This window comes from Polycyclovorans algicola TG408 (assembly GCF_000711245.1).
GTDB lineage: Bacteria > Pseudomonadota > Gammaproteobacteria > Nevskiales > Nevskiaceae > Polycyclovorans > Polycyclovorans algicola.
Genome location: NZ_JOMH01000001.1, coordinates 2,833,352 through 2,854,278, shown reverse-complemented (window position 1 = coordinate 2,854,278; position 20,927 = coordinate 2,833,352). Strand labels below are relative to the sequence as shown.

The following is a 20,927-nucleotide window of genomic DNA, read 5'->3' as shown; positions in this document are numbered from 1 at the left end:
TCAAGAGAGCTGCGGATGACGATTGTCAGAAGTAAAGCGCCGCTGCGCCTCGGTCTGGCCGGTGGCGGCACCGACGTGTCGCCCTATTCGGACACCTACGGGGGTTGCGTGCTCAACGCCACCATCGACCTGTTTGCCTACTGCACCATCGAAACCCGTGACGACTGGCGCGTGGAATTTCGCGCCCGCGACCTGGGCGAATACTACGAAGGCCCGGCCCAGCCACGTCTGCCGCTAGAAGGCGGCGTGACGCTGCACAAGGCGATCTACAACCGGGTGATCAAGCAGTTCAACGATGGCCAGCCGATGGGCCTGACCATCACCACATACTCCGACGCGCCCCCGGGCTCGGGACTGGGCACCTCGTCGACCATGGTGGTCTCGATTTTGGCGGCATTTCAAGAGTTGATGCAGTTGCCATTGGGCGAGTACGACCTGGCGCACTTGGCGTTCGAAATCGAACGCAAGGATTGCGCGCTGTCGGGCGGCAAGCAGGACCAGTACGCGGCGACGTTCGGCGGCTTCAATTTTATGGAGTTTGGCGCCGACGACAAAACCATCATCAACCCGCTGCGGATTCGCGATCACATCGTCAACGAGCTGCACGCGCGCATGCTGTTGTATTTCACCGGCCGCTCACGCGACAGCGCGAAGATCATTGACGACCAGATTCGCTCGGTGACCGACGCAGGCACGGCGCAGAAGTCGGTGGAGTCGATGCACGCGCTCAAGCGGATTGCCTTCGAGATGAAAGAGCGCCTGTTGCGCTTTGACGTCGATGGCGTGGCGGCGCTGTTCCGCGAGTCCTGGCTGGCCAAGAAGTCGATGGCCGAGAGCATCTCCAACGCCAGTATCGACGCGGTGGCCGAAACGGCGATGGACGCCGGCGCCACTGCGGTGAAAGTGTCCGGTGCCGGCGGTGGTGGCTTTATGATGATCTTTGTCGACCCGACCCTGAAACTGGATGTGGTTGACGCGCTCAGCGGCCAGGACGGCTACTTCGTCAAGTTCGATTTCACTTCAACTGGAGTGCAGGCATGGTCGCTTTAACCCTGGATCGCGTGTCCGGCATGATTCGCGATTCCATCGCGGTCAAGGAGCGGGTGCTTGCCGACACGGCGCTGCACGATGCGATTCTAGTGGTGTCGCGGGTGTGCATCGAGGCACTCAAGCGCGGCAACAAGATCATGCTTGCCGGCAATGGCGGCTCGGCCGCCGACTCGCAGCACATCGCCGCCGAATTTGTCAGCCGCTTCGAGTTTGACCGGCCCGGGCTGCCGAGCATTGCCCTGACCACCGACACGTCGATGCTCACCGCCATCGGCAACGACTATGGCTATGACTACGTGTTCGCGCGGCAACTCGAAGCCAATGGCCGCGAGGGTGACGTGTTTATTGGCATTTCGACCTCGGGCAATTCCAAGAACGTGATTGCGGCGGTCGAAGCCGCCCACCAACGCGGCATCACCACGGTGGCGCTGTGCGGCGCGGCCGGCAAGCTCAAAGATCTTTGCCGCTATGCATTGTGTGCGCCGTCAACGCATACGCCGCGCATCCAGGAAAGCCACATTCTCATTGGGCACATCATCTGTGCTTTGTGCGAAGAGGCGATGTTTCCCGAGCACAAGCCCAAAACGGCATGAGCCTGCCGACGGCGATTGTTCTCGCTGGCGGTTTCGGCACACGGCTGCAGTCCGTGGTGGCCGATGTGCCCAAGCCGATGGCGCCGGTCGCCGGGCGGCCGTTTCTGCAGGTGCTGCTCGACACGCTGGCCGATGCCGGGGTCACCGGCGCCGTGCTGGCGGTGGGGTACAAGCGAGAAGTCATCGAACAGCACTTTGGCGCGCACTATCGCGGTATCGCGCTGGACTACAGCGTCGAGGCCGAACCGCTGGGGACGGGTGGGGCGATTCGCCAGGCTTTCGAGCAGGCCGGCGTTGAGCGCGCGCTGGTGCTCAATGGCGACACCTGGTGTCCGGTGGACCTGTTGGCGCTGGTGCAGACCCACCGTGCGCACGCCGCGATGCTGACACTGACCCTCACCCAGGTGCCCGACGCGGGTCGTTTTGGCGCGGTGACGCAATTGCCTGACGGTCGCGTGAGCGCGTTTCACGAGAAGCGCAGCGACGGCGGGGCGGGGCGCATCAATGCCGGGGTGTATGTCGTCGAGCGTGCGCTGATGGCGTATGCGCCGACATCCGCCAAGTTCTCGTTCGAGACCGATGTGATGCAGCGCGTCGTGGGCACCTTGCCGGTGTTCGGCCACGTCACCGACGCGCCGTTCATCGACATTGGTATTCCCAGCGAATTTGCCCGCGCGCAGGGGCTGTTCGCATGACCGACACGGTGCGGTTGCTTAACATCGACTTCGACAACCTCACCCGCGCCGAATTGCTGGCGCGGTTCGACCGCGGCTTTATGCTCAACCCCAATGTTGACGTGCTGATGAAGCTGCAGCACGACCGTGAGTTTTACGAGATTGCCCTGGCGGCCGACTTTGTCATCTGCGACAGCCAGATCTTGAAAATGGCGTCACGACTTCTCGGTACGCCGATTCGCGAGAAGATCTCCGGTAGCGATTTCTTTGGCGAGTTTTGCGCTTATCACGCAGCCACTCCGGCCGTGACCGTGTTTCTGCTGGGCGGCATGGACGGCGTTGCCGAAACGGCCCGCCAAAACGTCAACCAGCGGGTCGGGCGCGCCATCATCACCCACGCCCACAGCCCGAGCTTTGGCTTCGAGAAAAACGACGCCGAGAGTCGCGCGCTGGTCGCGCGCATCAATGCCTCCGAATGCTCGGTGCTGGCCATTGGCGTGGGCTGTCCCAAGCAGGAGAAGTGGGCGCACCGCTGGCGCGGCGAGATGCCGGGCATTCGCCAGATTCTGTGCATCGGCGCCACCATCGACTTCGAGGCCGGCAATGTGCCGCGCGCCCCAGCCTGGATGAGTCGCGTCGGGCTGGAATGGCTGTACCGCATGGCCGCCGACCCCAAGCGTTTGGTGCGCCGTTACCTGGTCGATGACTTGCCCTTTTTTGTGTTGCTGCTGCGACAGCGTCTGGGTCGTTACAGGAACCCGTTCGCATGACCGTCAGGGTGATTCCGCTGGTGGTGATTTCGCCGGTGCGCAACGAGGCGGAGCTGATTCGGTTGACTTTGGACGCGATGGTGGCGCAGACGTGGCGTCCGGCCGAGTGGATTCTGGTCGACGACGGCTCGACTGATGAAACGGCCGCCATCATCGGACGTTATTCCGCCCAGCACCCGTGGATACGCTGCATCGCCCGCGGCAACCGCGGATTTCGAGAGTTGGGCGGCGGTGTGATTGCCGCCTTCGATGAAGGGCGCCGGCACATCTCGGCCTCGGACTGGCAGTACCTGGCCAAGCTCGATGGCGACATGAGCTTTGGCCCGCGCTATCTCGAAATCATGGTCGGCACGCTGCTGGCCGAGCCAAAACTGGCCTGCGTGTCGGGCAAGGTGTTTCGTCCGGAAGGTGACACCGAGGTCGAAGAATTCATCATCAACGAGGCCACTGCCGGACAATTCAAGCTGTACCGCCGCGAGGCGTTCGAGGCGATCGGCGGCTTCACCCGCACCATCCTGTGGGATGGCATCGACTTTCACCGTTGCCGGATGTTGGGCTGGGACACGCGCAGTTTTTCGCACCCCGAGGCCAAGCTGTTCCATCACCGTCTGATGGGCAGTTCGGACCAGAACGTTTACAAGGGACGACTGCGGCTGGGGCGCGGCATCTGGTTCATGGGGTATCACCCGCTCTACGCGCTGGCCTCGGGCCTATTTCGCATGCGCGAACGACCGGTGCTGATTGGCGGCCTGATCATGATTTACGGATATCTCAGTGCAGCGCTGGCACAGCAGCCACGCTTTGACGACCCGGCCTTCCGCAAATACCTGCAGACGTGGCAATTGCGACAACTCAGCAAGTTGCCCAACAAGGTGCTGCGACGTGTTGGATTGGGCGGGCGCCACGCATGAACCCGAGCGCCAGTCGTTCCTTCGTGTTGCAGGGCCTGTTCTTTGCGTTTTTGACGGCGTTGCCGCTGTACCTGCTGGCCCACTTTCTCGATGTGGAGTGGTCACGGCCTTACCAGTCGCTGGCTGTGCTGGCGGGCGTTCTGGCGTTCATTCTGTTGCGACGTTTTGACCTGACGGCCCACTGGCGCTTTGGCCGGCCTGACTCGATTGCCAACCGCTTTCTCATTGCCTGGGGCATGTTGATCGGCGGCTTGGCGCTGGCCGGCTTCGTGTTGCAGTACGCCGAGTTTTATTCGCGTCTGCTGTTGGGTGTCTGGATGGTGGTGACGCCATTTTTCATCGCCCTGGTCCACCTGATGATTCGTGTGCTGATGCGCCGTTACGCGCCGGACGCTCGCCTCAAACGCCGTGCCGTGCTGGTGTTTGCCAGTGACTCGGCACGCCTGCTGGAGCGCGGCCTGCGCAACACCGAAGACTTCGAGGTGCTCGGTTACTTTGATGACCGTGACGCTGACCGCACCGACGGCGGTGTCGGCGACCTGCCACTGCTCGGCAAAGCGCGCGACGTGGCGCAGTACACCAAGGACAACCACATCGAAGTGGTGTTCGTGGTGCTGCCTGACAACGCCACCAAGCGCGTCGTCGGCGTGCTTGAAGCGCTGGGCGATACCACCGCCAGCGTTTACTACGTGCCGGACTTTCTGGCCTTTCAGGTGTTTAACGCACAGTTTGTCGAGGTGGCCGGGTTTCCGGTGTTGCAGGTCGCCGAGTCACCCTTCTTCGGTGCCGACGGCCTGCTGAAGGCCATCTTTGACCGCAGCTTTGCGGCGCTGGCATTGCTGATGTTGCTGCCGGCGTTTGCCATTATCGCCATCCTCATCAAACGCGACTCGCCGGGGCCGGTGTTCTTCAAGCAGAAGCGATACGGGCTCAACGGCAAGCGTTTCTTCGTTTATAAATTTCGGTCAATGACGGTAGGCGATGACCTGTCGCGGCAGCAGCAACAGGCCACTCAGGATGACGACCGTATCACCCGTATCGGACGCTTCATGCGCAAGACCTCGATTGACGAGCTCCCGCAGTTCTGGAACGTGATGCGCGGCGAGATGAGCGTGGTCGGGCCGCGTCCGCATTCGATTTCGCACAACGAGCAATACCGCAAGGAAGTGCGTCGCTACATGGTGCGCCACAAGGTCAAACCGGGGGTCACCGGCTGGGCGCAGGTCAATGGGCTGCGCGGCGAAACCGCACAGCTTGAGCGCATGGCCGAGCGCATCGAGTACGACCTCGACTACATCCGCAATTGGAGCCCGTGGCTGGACCTCAAGATCATTTTTCTCACGGTCTGGACCATCGCCCGCGGCGACGAAAATGCGTACTAGCGCGGCCGTTTTGGCGCTGACGATGGCGTTCCCTGCTTGGGCGGTGGTCGAGGGCGAGCCTTATCTGAAGCTGCGTAGCGCGCGCACCGACAACCTGTTCGACGCGCCGCGCGATGCCGCCATCGACGTTGACCGACAACGGGCGAGCGAGACGCAGCAAACCGCCACCGTCGGCGCGGCGCTGCAGTACACCTGGGGTCTGCAGAAGGCCACCGCCGACCTTGAAGCTGCGCGGGTGTTGCACCGCGACTTTGACGGTTTGGACCACACCACCTACGCGGCCGGACTGGGGCTGGAATGGCAGGTCGCGCGGCTCTGGGAAGGCGCCCTCAGCGCCGAGCAGCGTCGCGAGCAGGAAAACTTTGCCGACCGCGATAACGTCACGCTGGGCCTGCTGGACCGCACCACCGCAGATGCCTCGTTGCGTTGGAAGCCGACGCCGCGCTGGGCACTGGAACCGTCGCTCGGCCTGCGCCGTGTCGAATATGACCGACTGACCTCGCGCGATGCCGATCGTGAAGATGTGGTGGTCGGCGTCGAAGGCCTTTACACCGGCAATCCGGTGGCCACTGTCGGCGTCGGTTTGGACCGCACCATGGGCCGCTTCCCGGTTCGTGAACGGCAGCCCGACCGCTTCGACGGTATCGGTGACGGGTTCACGCAGACCGATCTGTTCACCCGCGTTGACTACCGATTTAGCGGTATCTCCAGTGTGCAGGCCGAGTTGGGCTACAGCTGGCGTGCCACCGAAGGCCTTGGCGTTGAGTCGGTTGACCGTGATCTTGACGGTGCCACCGGCCGGTTGCGCTATGTCCGGCAACAGTCGGCGCTGACGCTGATCCAGCTTGAAGTGTTTCGCCGTCTCGACAGTGTCGAGGACGTTGATGCGGTGTCGGCGGAGCGACTGGGGTTTCTCGCCGAACTGGACTATTCGCTGACCCGCCGAATCGGGCTACAAGGGCAGTATCGCCACGAGCGGCTGGATTATGTCGGTGGCGGTTTCGTGGCCGAACGCGCCGCGCGTGAAGACCGCGTCAATGTCTACCGCGTCGCGCTGCGCTATCGGCCACTGCTGTGGCTGGGCATCAGTGGCGGCATCGAGTCGGAGCAGCGGCGCTCGAATCGAGAGGCTCGCAGCTTTGACACCCGCATCGGTTTTATCGAGGTTGAGGCGCGTTAAGACTGATTGGCCCTTGCAAAACATCGTCGGCCCGCTTGAGTACCGCACAAAAATCCGCTAACTTCAATAAGTTGTCATCAAGTTATGGTCTGATTTATCCGGTCCCTTAACGAGGAGGCGCGCGCAGCGACATGCAAACGATTCCCGCAATCCTGAAGCTCGATGCCGGCGGTCTGCCGGTGGGGTGGATCCGTTGGCAAACGGCGGTTGTGCTGTATGCCCGCGACCGCGTTCGCTGGGAAGCCGGGGAAGAGCGTTTCGAGATTCGCGGCGGCACCTGCGCCCGCACCGGCTGCCAGTCGATGATCGAAATCGGCAGCATCATCGCTGTGTCGGACCGATCAAAACGTTTCGAAAAAGGCGTGCCGCTGCTGACCAACCGCACGTTGTTTCAGCGCGACCAGAATTTGTGCCTTTACTGCGGCGATCATTTCTCGATCAACCAGTTGACGCGTGATCACGTGATTCCCGCATCGCGCGGTGGACTCACGATCTGGGAAAACTGTGTCACGGCCTGCCGCGTCTGCAACCAGAAAAAGGACAGCCGCACGCCGGAAGAGGCCAGCATGCCGCTGCTGGCGGTGCCGTACACCCCCAATCTCGCCGAGTACCTGATCCTGCAGAACCGCCGCATCCTTGCGGACCAAATGGCCTTCCTGAAAGGTTATTCGCGCAAGCAGGCGCGCACGCCGGCCGTGGCCGCGCACTGACAACCGTCGCCCGCGCGACCGGCAGCCGTTCATTTGCTGGCACACTCGCGCCCCTCGCCGAGACGACTTGGCGCATTTTCGAAGGCAAAGGTGGCACGTGGCAGGGCATGACGACGGCGCAGGCGCTGCAACCGAAACGGTGACAACCCATACCGCAGCCCGCCCGCTGCGCGCCATCCTGCTGGTCACGGGCGCGGTCTTTCTGTTCGCCTGCATGGACGCCACCACCAAATACTTGGTCGCCGAATACCCTGCGCCCATCGTCATCGCCGTGCGCTACATCGTGCACTGCCTGCTGATGGTGGTGCTGTTGGCGCCGTCGATGGGCCGGCAACTGGTGCAGACCCGGCGCACCGGTCTGGTCCTGGTGCGCGCCGCCTGCCTGGCGGCCACATCGCTGGCCATGGCGCTCGCGCTGATCAGACTGCCGGTGGCCGAGGCCACGGCCATCGTCTTTTTGTCACCACTCATCGTCGCGGTGATTGGCGGTCTGGTGCTGCGCGAAAAGATTGGTTGGGTGGGTTCGCTGGCGGCTGTCACCGGATTTGTCGGCGTGCTGCTGATTGTGCGGCCAGGTGGTGGCTTGGACCCGGTCGGCGTTGCCCTGGCCTTGACGGGCGCGGTGCTCATCGCCATGTACCAGTTGCTGTCGAGGGTGCTGGCGGCCACGGAAAGCACCATGGCGCTGCTGTTCTATGGCGCGCTGTTCGGCTCTATTCTGTATGGCGTGTCGGTGCCGTGGTTCCTGGACGGACAGGTGCCGTCGCTGTTGCAGGTGGGCCTGTTCCTGAGCATGGGCGTCACCGGCGGCTTGGGCCATTTTCTGTTCACCGCCGCCCACCGCCATGCCCCGGCCACGACGCTGGCCCCGGTGATGTACGTGCAATTGCTGTGGGCGAGCCTGCTCGGCTGGCTGGTGTTTAACGACGTGTCGGACAGCCTCAGCATTCTCGGCATGGTCGTCGTTGCGCTGTCGGGCGTTGCGGTCGTGCTCAAATCACGTTGGACGCGCCGCACCGTGGTGGCCGCAGCGCCGGAATAATCGCTGATGAGTGGTGCGGCACCAACGCCCTGTGCGAGCTGGGTTTCTCGTCTGAGGCATGGCGTGCAAAATAAAGCGGTTCGAGTGCCTTAACAATCATTGGGGTCGCCCATGCAGATTGCCCAAGCGATGCGCCTTGCCGCGGAACACAGTTGCGAGCTGTATCGCGACACCGATTCAGGCGACTGGGTCGTGGCGTCGATTTCCTACGACAGCGATGCCTGCTCGTTGAGCGACGCCAAGCTGCTGGAAATCGACGCCAAGGCATTTTTGGCGGACTACATTCCCGATCGTTTCTGACCGTCAGGCGTGACGCTGGCGGTCAGCAGCGACACGCCGCGCGCCGAACGCTGGTCCACCGCCTGGTGGCTGGGCGCAAAGGCCGTGCACGGGGCAAAGGTCACCGTGTCAAAGCCGGCCTTCTGCAAGCGCCTCTGGCCCTGTCGGCGACCCCATAAGTGGCTGTGCATGCGGCTGCGGGTGAACGCCATCAGGCCCAGGCCGAGCAGTGCCATCGCCGGGTGTGCCTGACGCGGCAGGTAACAATCCGATATGTACAAACCGTGCTCGAAGCGTACCAGGCCACCGGCAACCTGCTGCCAAAGACCGTCGGCCAGGGTGCCGGGCAAATAGTTCATCAAGCCCTCGGTGATGACGGCAACGCCCTGGTTGCGGGGCAGGCGGGCGAGGAGCTCACTGACCGAGCCCTCACCTCCGGCCAGGCTCACGTCGATGACCTGGTTGCCCAGTTGTGGCGGGACTTTGACCAAGCCGGCCATTCGCGTGCGCTTGAGCCGCACCATGTGGGGCAGGTCGGTTTCGATGTAGCGCAGCGTGGGGTGACGCTGACAGAGCCGCAGGCCGCGGCCTGAAAAGCCCGCCGCCAGTTCGATCACCGTGTGCACATGACCTTGTTTGATGGCCTGTTCAACAGCGTCATCAATGGCGTGGTGGCGCGCCAGCAGCCAACTGTTGAATGAGAAGCCAGTGGTCCACTGCACACTGCGCGCGAGGGTCTGAAACAGGCGGTCCACCGGCTTGCCCTCGTCGGGCACCCAGCCGGGCGGCGAAAGCCCGGCGCGCTCCCAGACCATGCCGGTGGCAAATGCGGTGGGGCTGACGCGGTCGGGTTGGGACATGTCGGAGACGATTCGATCAGGAGGCTGATGTATTCTGCGCGCCTTGTAAAAACCAAACTGACAGAAATCGCCATGGCTGACGCACTCAACAAACGCTCCCGCACCATCACCGGCGGGATGGAACGCTCCCCCAACCGCGCCATGTTGCGCGCCGTCGGGTTTGGCGATACCGATTTTGACAAGCCCATCGTCGGCGTCGCCAACGGTCATTCCACGATGAACCCCTGCAATGCCGGGATTCAGCCGCTGGCCGACCGCGCCTGCACCGCGCTGAGCCAGTCCGGCGCCATGCCGCAGACCTTTGGCTTTCCCACCGTGACCGATGGCATTTCCATGGGCACCGAGGGCATGAAGTTTTCGCTGATCTCGCGCGAAGTGATTGCCGATGCCATTGAAACTGCCGTGTCCAGCCAGTGCATGGACGGCGTGCTGGTGGTCGGTGGCTGCGACAAGAATATGCCCGGCGCGATGATCGGCATGTTGCGCATGAATATTCCCGGCGTGTTCGTCTATGCCGGCACCATCAAGCCGGGGACCTGGAAGGGCGTGCCGCTCACGGTGGTCTCGTCGTTTGAGGCCGTCGGCACCTTCCGCGCCGGCAACATGAGCGAAGAAGACTTCATCGGCATTGAAAAAAATGCCTGTCCCAGCGTCGGCGCCTGCGGCGGCATGTTCACCGCCAACACCATGTCGTCATCGTTCGAGGCCTTGGGCATGAGCCTGCTGGGGTCTTCGCAGATGGCGTCGCCCGACCCCGAGAAGGCCGACTCCGCCGCCGACTCGGCGCGGGTGCTGGTGGAAGCCATCAAGAAGGACATCAAGCCGCGCGACATCGTCACCCGCAAGGCCATCGAGAACGCCATGACCCTGGTGATGGCGACCGGCGGTTCCACCAACGCGGTGCTGCACTTCCTGGCAATTGCCCACGCCGCGCAGGTTGAATTCTCGCTCGATGACGTCGAAACCATTCGCCAGCGCACCCCGGTGATCTGTGACCTGAAGCCGTCGGGCAAATACGTGGCGGTGGACCTGCATCGCGCCGGCGGCGTCCCGCAGGTGCTGAAAATGCTGCTGGTCAACGGGCTGCTGCACGGCGATGCGCTGACCATCACCGGCGAGACCATGGCCGAAGCGCTGGCCTCGGTGCCGGACGCGCCGCGCGCCGACCAGGATGTGATTCGCCCGTTCGATCAGCCGATGTACGCGCAGGGCCATCTGGCCGTGCTCAAGGGCAACCTGGCGCCCGAAGGCAGCGTCGCCAAGATCACCGGCCTGAAGAACCCGGTGATCACCGGCCCGGCCAAGGTGTTCAACTCCGAAGACGAGTGCATGGCGGCGATTCTCGATGACCGCATCGTCGCGGGAGACATCGTGGTGATTCGCTACGAAGGCCCCAAAGGCGGCCCCGGCATGCGCGAAATGCTGGCGCCGACCAGCGCCCTGATCGGCAAGGGTCTGGGCGAAAGCGTGGGCTTGCTGACCGACGGACGTTTCTCGGGCGGTACCTGGGGCATGGTCGTCGGCCATGTCGCGCCCGAAGCCTATGACGGCGGCACCATCGCGTTGATTGAAGAAGGCGACTCGGTGACCATCGACGCCCACCAGCGCCTGCTGCAACTCAACGTGGCCGATGAGGTCATCGCCGCGCGCCGCGCGAAGTGGGTGCAGCCTGCGCCGCGCTACACCCGCGGGGTGCTCGCCAAGTTCATGAAGAACGTGTCGAGTGCGTCTAAGGGGGCCGTGACGGACTGATCGGAGGCGCGTGGCCATGATCTTCAAGTTGTAGGTCGGGTTGAGCGTGCGAAACCCGGCGGCGGTCAATCCGACGCGGGCAACCGGAAAAATCGCCGCGCGTTGTCGGCGCTCGCTCGCTGCAATACGGCTTCGTCCTCACCCCGCAGCTCGGCCAGCGCCCTGGCCACCCATGGCAAATACGCGGGCTCATTTCGGCGACCATCAATGCCCGGCTTGTCGTCGTGGCGCTTACCGGGGCGTTGGCCTTTGGGGACATTGCCTGGCAAGAGATAGGGCGCGTCGGTTTCAATCATCAGCCGGTCCAGCGGGATGCCCGGCACCAGCCCGCGCAGTTCCGCGCCGCGTCGCTTGTCGCAGACCCAGCCGGTGATGCCGATGTGGCAGTCCAGCGCCAGGTAGTCGTCAGCTGCCTCGGCGGTGTCAGTGAAGCAGTGCACGCAGGCGTCCACCAGCGCAGGGCGGTATTCACCCAGGATGGCGTGAAAGTCTTTATGCGCGGCCCGCTGGTGCAAGAACACGGGTTTGCGCAGTTGCACCGCCAGCTCAAGCTGCGCGATGAACACCTTGCGCTGCACCGGGCGTGGCGACAGGTCGCGGTAGTAGTCCAGCCCGCATTCGCCGAGGCTGACCAGTGAGGGCTGCGCTGCGAGGTCGGTGATCAGCCGGGCATCTTCATCGGTCCAATCGCTGGCGTGATGCGGGTGCACGCCAGCGGTGCAATACAGCCGATCCGGGGCGGCGAGGGCGAGGTGTTGTACCGCCTGATTCGAGGTGCGGCAACTGCCGGTGAGGATGACGGTCTCCACGCCCGCAGCCCAGGCGCGGGCCAGTACGGCGGCGCGGTCGGGGTCAAAGCTCTCATGGGCCAGATTGGCGCCGATATCGATCATCGCAGCGCCACTTATTCGTCACGCTGCAGGTCGGTGGGGACGCTGTCGAGCCGCTGTCGCTGCGCTTGGGCAACGCCATCAACACAGCGGTAACGAAAAACGCGCTGACGCTGGGTGCGCGTGGTGCCGGTGTCAGCCGGCACGATCCACTCAAGGTTCACTGCGCGGGCCGGGCGCGTGCCGGTGCTGCAGAGTCGCGTTGCCAGCCGGCGCAGATCAAGGCCGCGTTCACCCTCACCAGCAGCCGCGAGATAGTGCTGCCAGCGGCGGCCGGAATAGGCGCCAGAGGTGGGGGTAAGCCGGTAGTCCAGCGCCTGATCGCCGCGCAGGGCATCGCGATATTGCCCCGGCACGCGCTCAACCGCGGCCACCCATTGACCCTCTCCCTGCACATTGATCGAGGGCACGGCTGGTGTCACGAATCCGCTGAAGGCCAAACCGGGTGGCGACCCGGTCAGGCGTGGCGTTTGGGTCACGGCTGAGACGCCCTGCGCGACCATCAGCGTCAGTGCGGTGAGTGCCAACGCCGCCATGCTGGTCGGCTTGCTGGCCGGCGGCAGGGCGTCGAACACCGACGCCAGCAACCCGCGATGGCGCACCACCTGCCGATACAGGAGATCACCTGCGGCACGCAGCGGTGCCAGTGCCAGAACCGGCCCCAGCGGCGCCAACCAGGCGGAATGACGGACCAGTGTCACTCCCGCCAGCCAGTGCAGGCTCGCGCGACCCTGATCATCAATAACCACCCAGCTGTCTTGCGCCTTCATCAAGGCAAAGGCCCGCGGATTGTCCTGCGCCGGTCCGAGTCGGCTGCCGGGTGGCAAGATCAGCATGTCTTTTAAGACCCGGCAACTTTGATGGCAGAAGCGACAGTCCCCGTCGTAAAAGATCTGCACCGGCGGACGCTTGGCGTGACGACGCCCCAAGTTCGTCCACAGCGCGCCGGGCAACCACGGCATCACCGCCAGGGCGGCGACGACAATCAAACTGGTGGGCGCAGGCTGGGTGACAAGAATCAGCACGGCGCCGAGCAAGGTCAGCGCCGGGGTCAGCCAGCGCCATGAGGAGACGGTGGCAATCATCATCCTTGCCAGCACACCGAGCACCAGCGCGAGGGCGCCCGCCAGGGCCAAGGTCGCGGCCTCGCCTTTTAGCGGGCTCATCAGTGCCGCGCCCGCCAGTACCAGCCATTGCAGTGACCAGCCGAGGCCAATCAGACCCCCGCGACGGGTGTCACTGACGGCGGACGCCTGTGTTGTTCCCAGCGTGGCGTCGAGGCTCCAGCGCAGGCCCAAGGGCAGGCACAGCGACCATAGCGCGAGGCCGGCCAGGCCGATTTCATGCGGCAGGCTGACCAATGGCTGGCGGGTGACGAAACTCAGCAGCACCAACGTTGCCACGGTCAGGCTGAAGCGCGTTCGGTAGCCGATCAGCAGTGTCAGCGCGGCGAGCAGGCCGGTCAGCAGCATCAGGTTGAGCAGCCAGGCCTTGCCGGTGACCAGCGTCAAGTTGTGTGCGGCGAGGCCGCCCAGACCGATGCTGTCGGTCCGTGGCATCAGGCCGCCGTCGCTGAACCAGAGCGGCGTCGCACCCATCAAGGCGACCAGCGTGCAGGCCAATGCGAGGGCCAGCGCCACGCGGAACAGCGCCATGCTGCGCAGGTCCATGCTGGTCATCTGGTACCAGTACTGTTTTGGCAGCGGCGCGGGGTCGGTGGTCATGGTGTCCGGTGATGCGCGCGCGGGTTGGATGCAGGTGAGAGCAGGTCACCCGGCAGCGCGATTGCTTGGATAATGGGCCATTGCCGCTGGCCATCGAGACGGCACTATAGAAGTGCCCCGGCCTGGCCGCAACCGCGCTCAGTGCAGGGTTTCGACCTGCCCTTAGGAGGGAAAAATGCTCAGTGAAATTCCCGGCTCAGCAGCCGAGGCGCCGTCGCAGTTGATCGCCAACCACGGCGCCATCGAGGTGGCGTGGTCGCTGCCACGAAGCGCGCCATTGGGCTGGATGGTGGTGGGCCACCCACACCCCCTTTTTGGCGGTGCGATGAGCAACAAGGTGACCTCGACACTGGCCTCGGCCGCTGCCGAGATGGGCTGGTTGGCGTTGCGCTTCAACTTTCGCGGTGTTGGTCGCAGCGACGGCCAGCACGATGGCGGTCGGGCGGAAACTGATGACTATCTGGCACTGGCCGCCGCCTTGCGCGCCCACCTGCCGACATTGCCTTCGGTGTATGCAGGGTTTTCGTTTGGCGGCTTCGTGGCCCTGCGTGCCGCCGAACAGGTGCCGCCGACGGGCGTGCTGACGGTCGCACCGCCGCTGACCAAATACGTTGACTTGCCGACGCCGACGGTGCCGAGTGTGCCTTGGTGGACCCTCCACGGCCTGGACGATGACGTGGTGTGCGTCGCCGACAACGAGGCGGCGCTGGTCAACGCGAACCCGCCGCCGCATTGGGTGCGCGTTGCGGGCACCGGACATTTTTTTCACGGACAGTTGGCCGTCATCAAGTCGACCACCCGGGAATTTATCGAGCATCTGGCGATCTGAGGCCGGGCCTGAGGGATGACGAACATGGAGATTGCATGCTGAGCAAATGGTTGTCGCGACTGAATTCAACCGCCGAGCGGGGGCAGCAGGACCCTGCCGATGTGAGTCTGGCCACGGCGTTGTTGCTGCACGAAGTGGCCATGGCCGATGCCAATCAGGACGCCGTCGAAGTGGATCAGGTGCTGCAGGAGATCACTGAAGCGTTTGGCCTGTCGGCCGAGCAGGCCGAGACCCTCAAGCGGCAGTCGGCCGTGGCCGCCGAGCGCACGGTGTCACTGCACGGGGTGGTCGAGGCGCTGAACGCGAGCCTCGACGCCGATGGCAAGCGCGAACTCTGTGCGCGGCTGTGGCGGGTCGCCTTTGCCGACGGTCATCTCGACCCGCATGAGGAAGGCCTGATCCGCAAGCTGGCCGACCTATTGTTCATCCCGCACCCCGTGTTCGTGCAGGAAAAACTCAAGGCCGAGGCGACGGCGGCCGGGTCTTCGGCAGCCTGAGGCCCACCGCGCCGATGGTGTCGTCCTTGAGCTCGCGGATCACCAACTCCATATCGCCTAAGCGCAAGCGGTCACCGATCACCGGGTTGGGCAGGCTGCTGTGCAGAAACTCGGCGACCGTCAACTTGGCGGCGTGGGGTGACACGGTCCAGCCGTAGATCATCGCCAGTTGGTCCATCGGCGCATCGGGCTGCAGACCAAACTCGCCGAAGAAGCGCTGCTCTTCTTTCTTCAGTGGCTTGGCGCTGGCCTCGAAGATCTTGTCGAGCGCTTCAAGCTCGGAGCGGTCGCACAGCAGGGCGACGTTGTCGGCTTCGCGCAGGCGGCCCCAGTTGCGAGAGGCCAGAAGCTTGTTGCCGCGGGTGATGGCGACGATGCGGATGGTGTCCGGCAATTCGATGTCACGGATGGTCTGGCCAGCCAATGCCGAATGCTTGGGCAGGCGATAGCTGACGATTTCATGATCGCGCGTGCCCGGCAGATCGATGTCGACGCGGTGCGTGCGGGCCGTCTGGTTGGGTACATAGAGCCCCAGAAACTGGGCGATGGGCGCCAGCGTCCAGCCCTGAACCACCAGCGACACCAGCACGATGATGAATGCCAGATTGAAAAACAGCTCGGCGTTGTCGAGACCGGCAATCAGCGGAAATGTGGCCAGCACGATGGGCACCGAACCGCGCAAGCCCACCCATGAGACAAATACCTGCTCGCGCCACGGGAAGCGGAATGGCAGTAGTCCAATGGTGACCGACACCGGGCGCGCCAGCAGCATCAGCACCAGCGCGATGAGCAGACCTGGCACCGCCACTTTGACGAGTTCACTTGGGGAAGCCAGCAGGCCCAGCAGTACGAACATGCCGATCTGCGCCAGCCAGGCGACGCCGTCATGAAAGCGGCGGATGTTGGGCAGGGCGTGCACGCGGTGGTTGCCGACCCACAGCCCGGCCAGGTAGACGGCGAGAAAGCCGCTGCCGCTCAGCCGATCGGTGAGTCCGAAAATCAGCAGGCCCCCGGCCAGGGCCATCAATGGATAAAGCGAATCATTGAGGTCAAGCCGGTTGAGCGTCGATGCCAGCGCGATGCCGCCGGTAAGCCCCATCAGCGTGCCCACGCCCATCTGCTGGACCAGAAAAATCAGCGAGTCGACCAGCGTGTAATCGTTAGGCGAGCCGAGATAGCCGATCACCGCCAGGGTGAGAAACACCGCCATCGGGTCATTGGTGCCGGACTCGGTTTCCAGGGTCGAGCTGACGCGTGTGTTCAGCGACATCGCCCGTGTGCTGAGCAGGGCGAACACGGCCGCCGCGTCGGTTGAGCCGACGATGGCGCCGATCAGCAGTCCCTCCGCCCAAGTCAGGTCCAGCAGCCAAGCGGCAAAGGCCCCGGTGATGGCTGCCGTGAGCAGCACGCCGACCGTGGCCAGCGACACCGAAGGCCAAATGGCGGTTTTGAAGTTGACTGCCGAAGTGCGCAGGCCGCCGTCGAAGAGAATCACCGCCAGCCCCAACATGCCGGCCAGATTGGCAAGGCCGTAATCACTGAAGGGAATGCCGCCGGGGCCGTCGACGCCGGCCAGCATGCCGATGACCAGGAACACCAGCAGCAAGGGCACGCCAAGGCGTGGCGTGATCACCGTTGCGAGGATGCTCATCGCGAGCAACAGACCAGCCAGCAGAATGAGATCAGGCGCGATGAGCATGGTTACATTCTATCCATCGCCCCCGTCATTTGGCGCTGACATCACGTTGACCAGCCGGGTCGCGGTGGGGGTCACCGCAGCCTTTCAGACGTGTCGATGGGCCGGTTCGGCGGCACGGTCGGGGTCTGCCACCTCGACGGCCATGGACTCGCGGTGTTGATGCAGGTGGGGTCGCCCAAACAGCGCGTGGATGAGCAGCCCGGCCACCGCCATCTGCAGCCAGCCCCAACCCACGCTGCCCAGCGCCAGCTTGAGGTCTGGCGTGAGGTGAAAGCCCCCTACGGTGGCGATGCCGATTCCGGCGATGACCAAGGTCGCGCGCGACCAGCCCATCAGCGGAATCAACAGCCAGCACACGGCCAGTCCGATCGGCAGGCTGTGCAGCGCGATGGACGCACCGAGTTCTCGGGTGGCCAGGTCGATGTTGGCGAGAATCGCCCCGTCGGCCAGCGCGTGTACCGCCAGGCCGACAAGGGCTATCGACAGCGCCACCCAATGGGTCTGCTCACGGATCGAACGGAAGGCGCGTTCCACCACCGTGGGCAGCGCGAACCCTGCCAGGAGCCAAACGAAACCCCAGGCGCCGCCGTCATGTAGGGCGTGCGGGATGATTTCAAACAGCAGCAGGGCGGCAATGCTGATCAGCACCAGCGCGTCGAACACGCGTCGATAGCCCGGCGCCGCGCGGGTCAGCGCGTAGAGCAGCGGCCCGCAGGCCAGTGCCAACAGCGTGGCGATGAGAAACAGCAGCATAAATGACCCTTGAGCCGGCGGACCCGGCATGAAAACCCAGCGCCTGCGACGTATCGTTATAGCGTAACAGTATCGACCCGTCGCTCGCCCCAGTGCAATGGCGGCGACGGGTTTAGCGGGTGGCCAGCGACGCGTCCGGGGGGTCAGTGCGCCCTGGCGGTACCGGTCCCTGCATCGTTATCCGCTGCCGGAATGACCGGCTCGGGCAGCGCCTCCGGCATGCGCTCCAGGGCAAAGCGCAGGGCCTCCTCGATCCAGCGAACTGGCTCGATGCGCAGCGCAGCTTTGACGGTGTCCGGAATCTCAGAAAGGTCTTTGACGTTCTCGTGCGGGATCAGCACCGTGCGGATGCCACCGCGCTGGGCAGCCAGCAATTTTTCCTTGAGACCGCCGATGGGCAAGATCTCGCCGCGCAAGGTGATTTCGCCGGTCATGGCGACGTCGGCGCGCACCGGAATTTTGGTCAGTGCCGACACCAGCGCGGTACACATGGCAACGCCGGCTGACGGTCCGTCCTTGGGGGTGGCCCCTTCGGGCACGTGGACGTGCAGGTCGGACTTCTCGTTGAACAGCGGGTCGATGCCCAGCAGGTGGCCGCGTGAGCGAACGACCGTCAGCGCCGCCTGGATCGATTCCTGCATCACCGTGCCGAGCGAGCCGGTCTGGATCAACTTGCCCTTGCCGGGTGACAGCGCGGCCTCGATGGTCAGCAGTTCGCCGCCCACCTCGGTCCAGGCCAGACCGGTGACCTGGCCAACCTGATTTTTCTCTTCGGCACGACCATAGCGATAGGGCTCGACACCGAGGAATTTCTCCAGCGTCTTTTCGGTGACCGAGATCTTCTTTTTGGCGGGTTCCTGGAGCAGCTGCTTGACCACCTTGCGACAGATCTTGCCGATCTGTTGCTCCAGCTTGCGCACGCCTGCTTCGCGCGTGTAGGTGCGCACAACGTGGCGGATGGCTTTTTCACCGAGCACCAGTTCTTTGTCTTTCAGGCCGTTCTCGCGGATCTGCTTCGGCAGCAGGTACTGCATGGCAATGGCGACCTTCTCGTCTTCCGTGTAACCGGGCAGACGGATGATCTCCATGCGGTCTAGCAGCGGGCCGGGAATGTTCAGGGTGTTGGCGGTGGCGACGAACATGACATCCGAGAGATCGATGTCGACCTCCAGGTAATGGTCCTGAAACGCCTTGTTCTGTTCCGGATCGAGCACTTCGAGCAGTGCTGATGACGGGTCGCCGCGGAAGTCCGTGCTCATCTTGTCGATTTCATCGAGCAGGAACAGCGGATTCTTGGTGCCGACCTTGGACAGGTTCTGCACGATCTTGCCCGGCATCGAGCCAATGTAAGTGCGGCGGTGACCACGGATCTCGGCTTCGTCGCGTACGCCGCCCAGTGCCATGCGGGTGAACTTGCGGTTGACCGAGTCGGCGATGGAGCGGCCCAGTGAGGTTTTACCCACGCCCGGTGGCCCCACCAAGCAGAGGATCGGACCCTTGACTTTTTTCACACGGCTTTGCACCGCAAGGTATTCGACGATGCGTTCTTTGACCTTCTCCAGGCCGTAGTGATCTTCATCAAGTTTCGCCTGGCACGCGGCGAGATCAATGACGCTTTTCGAGCGCTTCTTCCACGGCACTTGCAGCAGGGTGTCGAGGTAGTTGCGCACCACGGTGGCCTCGGCCGACATCGGCGGCATCATCTTCAGCTTGGCGAACTCGGCACGCGCCTTGGTGCGGGCCTCCTTCGACATGCCCGCCTTTTCGATGCGCTCGGCCAGTTCTTCCTGCTCGGAAGGGCCATCTTCAGACTCGCCCATTTCCTTCTGAATGGCCTTCATCTGTTCATTCAGGTAGTACTCGCGCTGGTTCTTCTCCATCTGCTGTTTGACGCGGCCGCGGATCTTCTTTTCGATCTGCATCACGTCGATTTCGCCGTCGAGCTGGCCCAGCACGTATTCGAGCCGGGTCCGCGCGTCGTCGAGCTCAAGCACCGATTGCTTGTCTTCGAGCTTCAGCGACAGATGGGCGGCGATGGTGTCGGCCAGGCGGCCGGGCGCGTCCATGCTCGCCAGCGATGGCAGCAGTTCGGCCGGAATTTTCTTGTTGAGCTTGGCGTACTGCTCAAATTGCGACAGCGTTGAGCGCATCAACGCGTCAATTTCGGGCGAGCGGTCGTCGTCTGCGGTTTCTTCGCTCAGCGGTGTGCAGTCGGCCACCAAAAAGAGTTCATCGTCTCGCCACTGGGTGATCTCGGCGCGACGCACCCCCTCGACCAACACCTTCACGGTGCCGTCCGGCAGCTTGAGCATCTGCAGAATGCTGGCCAGCGTGCCGACGGTGTAGAGATCGTCCGGTCCCGGATCGTCGACATCGGGTGTTCGTTGTGCGAGCAGGAGAATGCGCTTGTCGTCCTGCATGGCAGCACTGAGTGCCTTGATCGACTTTTCGCGCCCGACAAACAGCGGGATGGCCATGTGCGGAAAGACCACAACGTCGCGTAGCGGCAGAATCGGAGCGCAACGGTCAGAGAAGGACGGCACAGGTGACTCCCGGGCAGTGACAGCATTGAAAAGGATTATGACTCAACACGCTTGGGGCGCTGAGCGGGGAATCAACTCCTGACCGTCATCCCTGACGGGTGCACCGCGCCCAGGCGGCGAAAGGCTTGCATTGACGCGTTTTCGGTGCACTTGTTATAAAGCGCGTCACTCGAACGCTAAAAGCACGAGGCAGTGAGGCGTATGCACGGCGGGCCGGTATCCAGCCAGCCATCCGCTCAGGCATGATTGCATTCCATAAATTTTTGGGGAACAAATAGATGAACAAAACGGAACTCGTCGCAGCAATTGCGGAATCAGCCGATCTCAGCAAGGCCGATGCAGCACGCGCGGTTGACGCTTTTTTTGGCGTCGTCGGCAAGCAGCTGAAGAAGAAAGACAAAGTGTCACTCGTCGGATTCGGCACTTTCCTGCTGCGTGAGCGTGCCGCTCGCACCGGTCGCAACCCCAAGACCGGCGCTGCTCTGAAAATCAAGGCCAGCAAGACTCCGTCGTTCAAGGCTGGTAAGGCGCTCAAAGATCTCGTAAAATAAGCGGCTTGACCGGGGGCGGTTGTCGAGGCCACGCCGAACGGTTTTGAGGGTGCTTAGCTCAGCTGGTAGAGCGTCGCCCTTACAAGGCGAATGTCGGCGGTTCGAGCCCGTCAGCACCCACCACCGTTTTAGAAAATAAAGTACAATCGTCGTCTTCGCGGAGTGGTAGTTCAGTTGGTTAGAATACCGGCCTGTCACGCCGGGGGTCGCGGGTTCGAGTCCCGTCCGCTCCGCCAAC

20 protein-coding genes and 2 tRNA genes are annotated in these 20,927 nt (G+C 63.4%); 16 read left to right on the top strand and 6 right to left on the bottom strand.

The window, feature by feature from the left end; genetic code table 11:
• Positions 1-15: 15 nt before the first annotated feature.
• From U741_RS0113705 to U741_RS0113660, 10 genes are all read left to right on the top strand, one after another.
• On the top strand, positions 16-1,050 hold the full coding sequence (locus U741_RS0113705) for a GHMP family kinase ATP-binding protein (RefSeq protein WP_029891019.1): 1,035 nt from the start codon (positions 16-18) through the stop codon (positions 1,048-1,050).
• Positions 1,038-1,643 carry a D-sedoheptulose-7-phosphate isomerase gene (locus U741_RS0113700; protein WP_052378828.1) on the top strand — a complete coding sequence of 202 codons (606 nt, stop codon included), beginning with the start codon at positions 1,038-1,040 and terminating at the stop codon, positions 1,641-1,643. The genes U741_RS0113705 and U741_RS0113700 overlap by 13 nt, the downstream gene beginning before the upstream one ends.
• On the top strand, positions 1,640-2,338 hold the full coding sequence (locus U741_RS0113695) for a nucleotidyltransferase family protein (protein ID WP_029891017.1): 699 nt from the start codon (positions 1,640-1,642) through the stop codon (positions 2,336-2,338). Before U741_RS0113700 ends, U741_RS0113695 begins: the two co-directional genes overlap by 4 nt.
• Positions 2,335-3,087 (top strand): WecB/TagA/CpsF family glycosyltransferase, encoded by a 753-nt coding sequence (locus tag U741_RS0113690; protein WP_029891016.1) that lies wholly within the window; start codon positions 2,335-2,337, stop codon positions 3,085-3,087. Before U741_RS0113695 ends, U741_RS0113690 begins: the two co-directional genes overlap by 4 nt.
• Entirely contained in the window at positions 3,084-3,998 is a 915-nt protein-coding gene (locus tag U741_RS0113685; RefSeq protein ID WP_043110289.1) for a glycosyltransferase family 2 protein, read from the top strand. The genes U741_RS0113690 and U741_RS0113685 overlap by 4 nt, the downstream gene beginning before the upstream one ends.
• Complete coding sequence (locus U741_RS0113680; RefSeq protein ID WP_052378827.1) at positions 3,995-5,380, top strand: undecaprenyl-phosphate glucose phosphotransferase; 1,386 nt, start codon at positions 3,995-3,997, stop codon at positions 5,378-5,380. The genes U741_RS0113685 and U741_RS0113680 overlap by 4 nt, the downstream gene beginning before the upstream one ends.
• Before the next feature lie 22 nt (positions 5,381-5,402).
• Entirely contained in the window at positions 5,403-6,560 is a 1,158-nt protein-coding gene (locus tag U741_RS0113675) for a hypothetical protein (RefSeq protein ID WP_029891013.1), read from the top strand.
• A 131-nt stretch (positions 6,561-6,691) separates the two neighbouring features.
• On the top strand, positions 6,692-7,270 hold the full coding sequence (locus tag U741_RS0113670) for an HNH endonuclease (RefSeq protein ID WP_029891012.1): 579 nt from the start codon (positions 6,692-6,694) through the stop codon (positions 7,268-7,270).
• Positions 7,271-7,409: 139 nt separating this feature from the next.
• Positions 7,410-8,312: a DMT family transporter gene (locus U741_RS0113665; protein ID WP_043110630.1), complete on the top strand. Its 903-nt coding sequence runs from the start codon at positions 7,410-7,412 to the stop codon at positions 8,310-8,312.
• A 111-nt stretch (positions 8,313-8,423) separates the two neighbouring features.
• Positions 8,424-8,612, top strand: a complete 189-nt coding sequence (locus tag U741_RS0113660) for a hypothetical protein (protein WP_029891010.1) — start codon at positions 8,424-8,426, stop codon at positions 8,610-8,612.
• On the opposite strand, the gene U741_RS0113655 is transcribed toward U741_RS0113660, so the two are convergent.
• On the bottom strand, positions 8,591-9,451 hold the full coding sequence (locus U741_RS0113655) for a class I SAM-dependent methyltransferase (protein ID WP_029891009.1): 861 nt from the start codon (positions 9,449-9,451) through the stop codon (positions 8,591-8,593). The two genes, U741_RS0113660 and U741_RS0113655, sit on opposite strands and share 22 nt — an antisense overlap.
• Positions 9,452-9,523: 72 nt before the next feature.
• Between U741_RS0113655 and ilvD the strand changes: the two genes are divergently transcribed.
• A complete protein-coding gene (ilvD, locus tag U741_RS0113650; RefSeq protein ID WP_029891008.1) occupies positions 9,524-11,203 on the top strand; it encodes a dihydroxy-acid dehydratase in 1,680 nt (559 codons plus the stop codon).
• 65 nt (positions 11,204-11,268) lie between these two features.
• Here the strand turns inward: ilvD and U741_RS0113645 are convergent, their stop codons facing one another.
• Complete coding sequence (locus U741_RS0113645) at positions 11,269-12,096, bottom strand: TatD family hydrolase (RefSeq protein WP_029891007.1); 828 nt, start codon at positions 12,094-12,096, stop codon at positions 11,269-11,271.
• Between the two features lie 11 nt (positions 12,097-12,107).
• Positions 12,108-13,817, bottom strand: coding sequence for a hypothetical protein (locus U741_RS0113640; protein WP_029891006.1), 1,710 nt, complete (start codon positions 13,815-13,817; stop codon positions 12,108-12,110).
• 175 nt (positions 13,818-13,992) lie between these two features.
• Between U741_RS0113640 and U741_RS0113635 the strand changes: the two genes are divergently transcribed.
• Positions 13,993-14,646, top strand: coding sequence for an alpha/beta hydrolase (locus U741_RS0113635; protein WP_052378826.1), 654 nt, complete (start codon positions 13,993-13,995; stop codon positions 14,644-14,646).
• Positions 14,647-14,681: 35 nt separating this feature from the next.
• On the top strand, positions 14,682-15,143 hold the full coding sequence (locus tag U741_RS0113630; protein WP_052378825.1) for a tellurite resistance TerB family protein: 462 nt from the start codon (positions 14,682-14,684) through the stop codon (positions 15,141-15,143).
• On the opposite strand, the gene U741_RS0113625 is transcribed toward U741_RS0113630, so the two are convergent.
• The 3 genes from U741_RS0113625 to lon all read right to left on the bottom strand — a co-directional run bounded on the left by U741_RS0113625 (position 15,103) and on the right by lon (position 20,138).
• A complete protein-coding gene (locus tag U741_RS0113625) occupies positions 15,103-16,842 on the bottom strand; it encodes a potassium/proton antiporter (RefSeq protein WP_029891003.1) in 1,740 nt (579 codons plus the stop codon). The genes U741_RS0113630 and U741_RS0113625 overlap by 41 nt on opposite strands.
• A gap of 84 nt (positions 16,843-16,926) precedes the next feature.
• The gene (locus U741_RS0113620) at positions 16,927-17,595 is read right to left on the bottom strand and encodes a hypothetical protein (protein WP_029891002.1); all 669 of its coding nucleotides are present in this window, start codon (positions 17,593-17,595) and stop codon (positions 16,927-16,929) included.
• 143 nt (positions 17,596-17,738) lie between these two features.
• Positions 17,739-20,138, bottom strand: a complete 2,400-nt coding sequence (lon, locus tag U741_RS0113615; RefSeq protein ID WP_029891001.1) for an endopeptidase La — start codon at positions 20,136-20,138, stop codon at positions 17,739-17,741.
• A gap of 278 nt (positions 20,139-20,416) precedes the next feature.
• Here lon and U741_RS0113610 point away from each other — a divergent pair, with 278 nt between their 5' ends.
• The 3 genes from U741_RS0113610 to U741_RS0113600 all read left to right on the top strand — a co-directional run bounded on the left by U741_RS0113610 (position 20,417) and on the right by U741_RS0113600 (position 20,925).
• A complete protein-coding gene (locus U741_RS0113610; protein ID WP_029891000.1) occupies positions 20,417-20,689 on the top strand; it encodes an HU family DNA-binding protein in 273 nt (90 codons plus the stop codon).
• Between the two features lie 47 nt (positions 20,690-20,736).
• Positions 20,737-20,812: transfer RNA gene (locus U741_RS0113605), tRNA-Val, on the top strand.
• Between the two features lie 36 nt (positions 20,813-20,848).
• Positions 20,849-20,925: transfer RNA gene (locus tag U741_RS0113600), tRNA-Asp, on the top strand.
• The last annotated feature ends 2 nt before the right edge of the window (positions 20,926-20,927 follow it).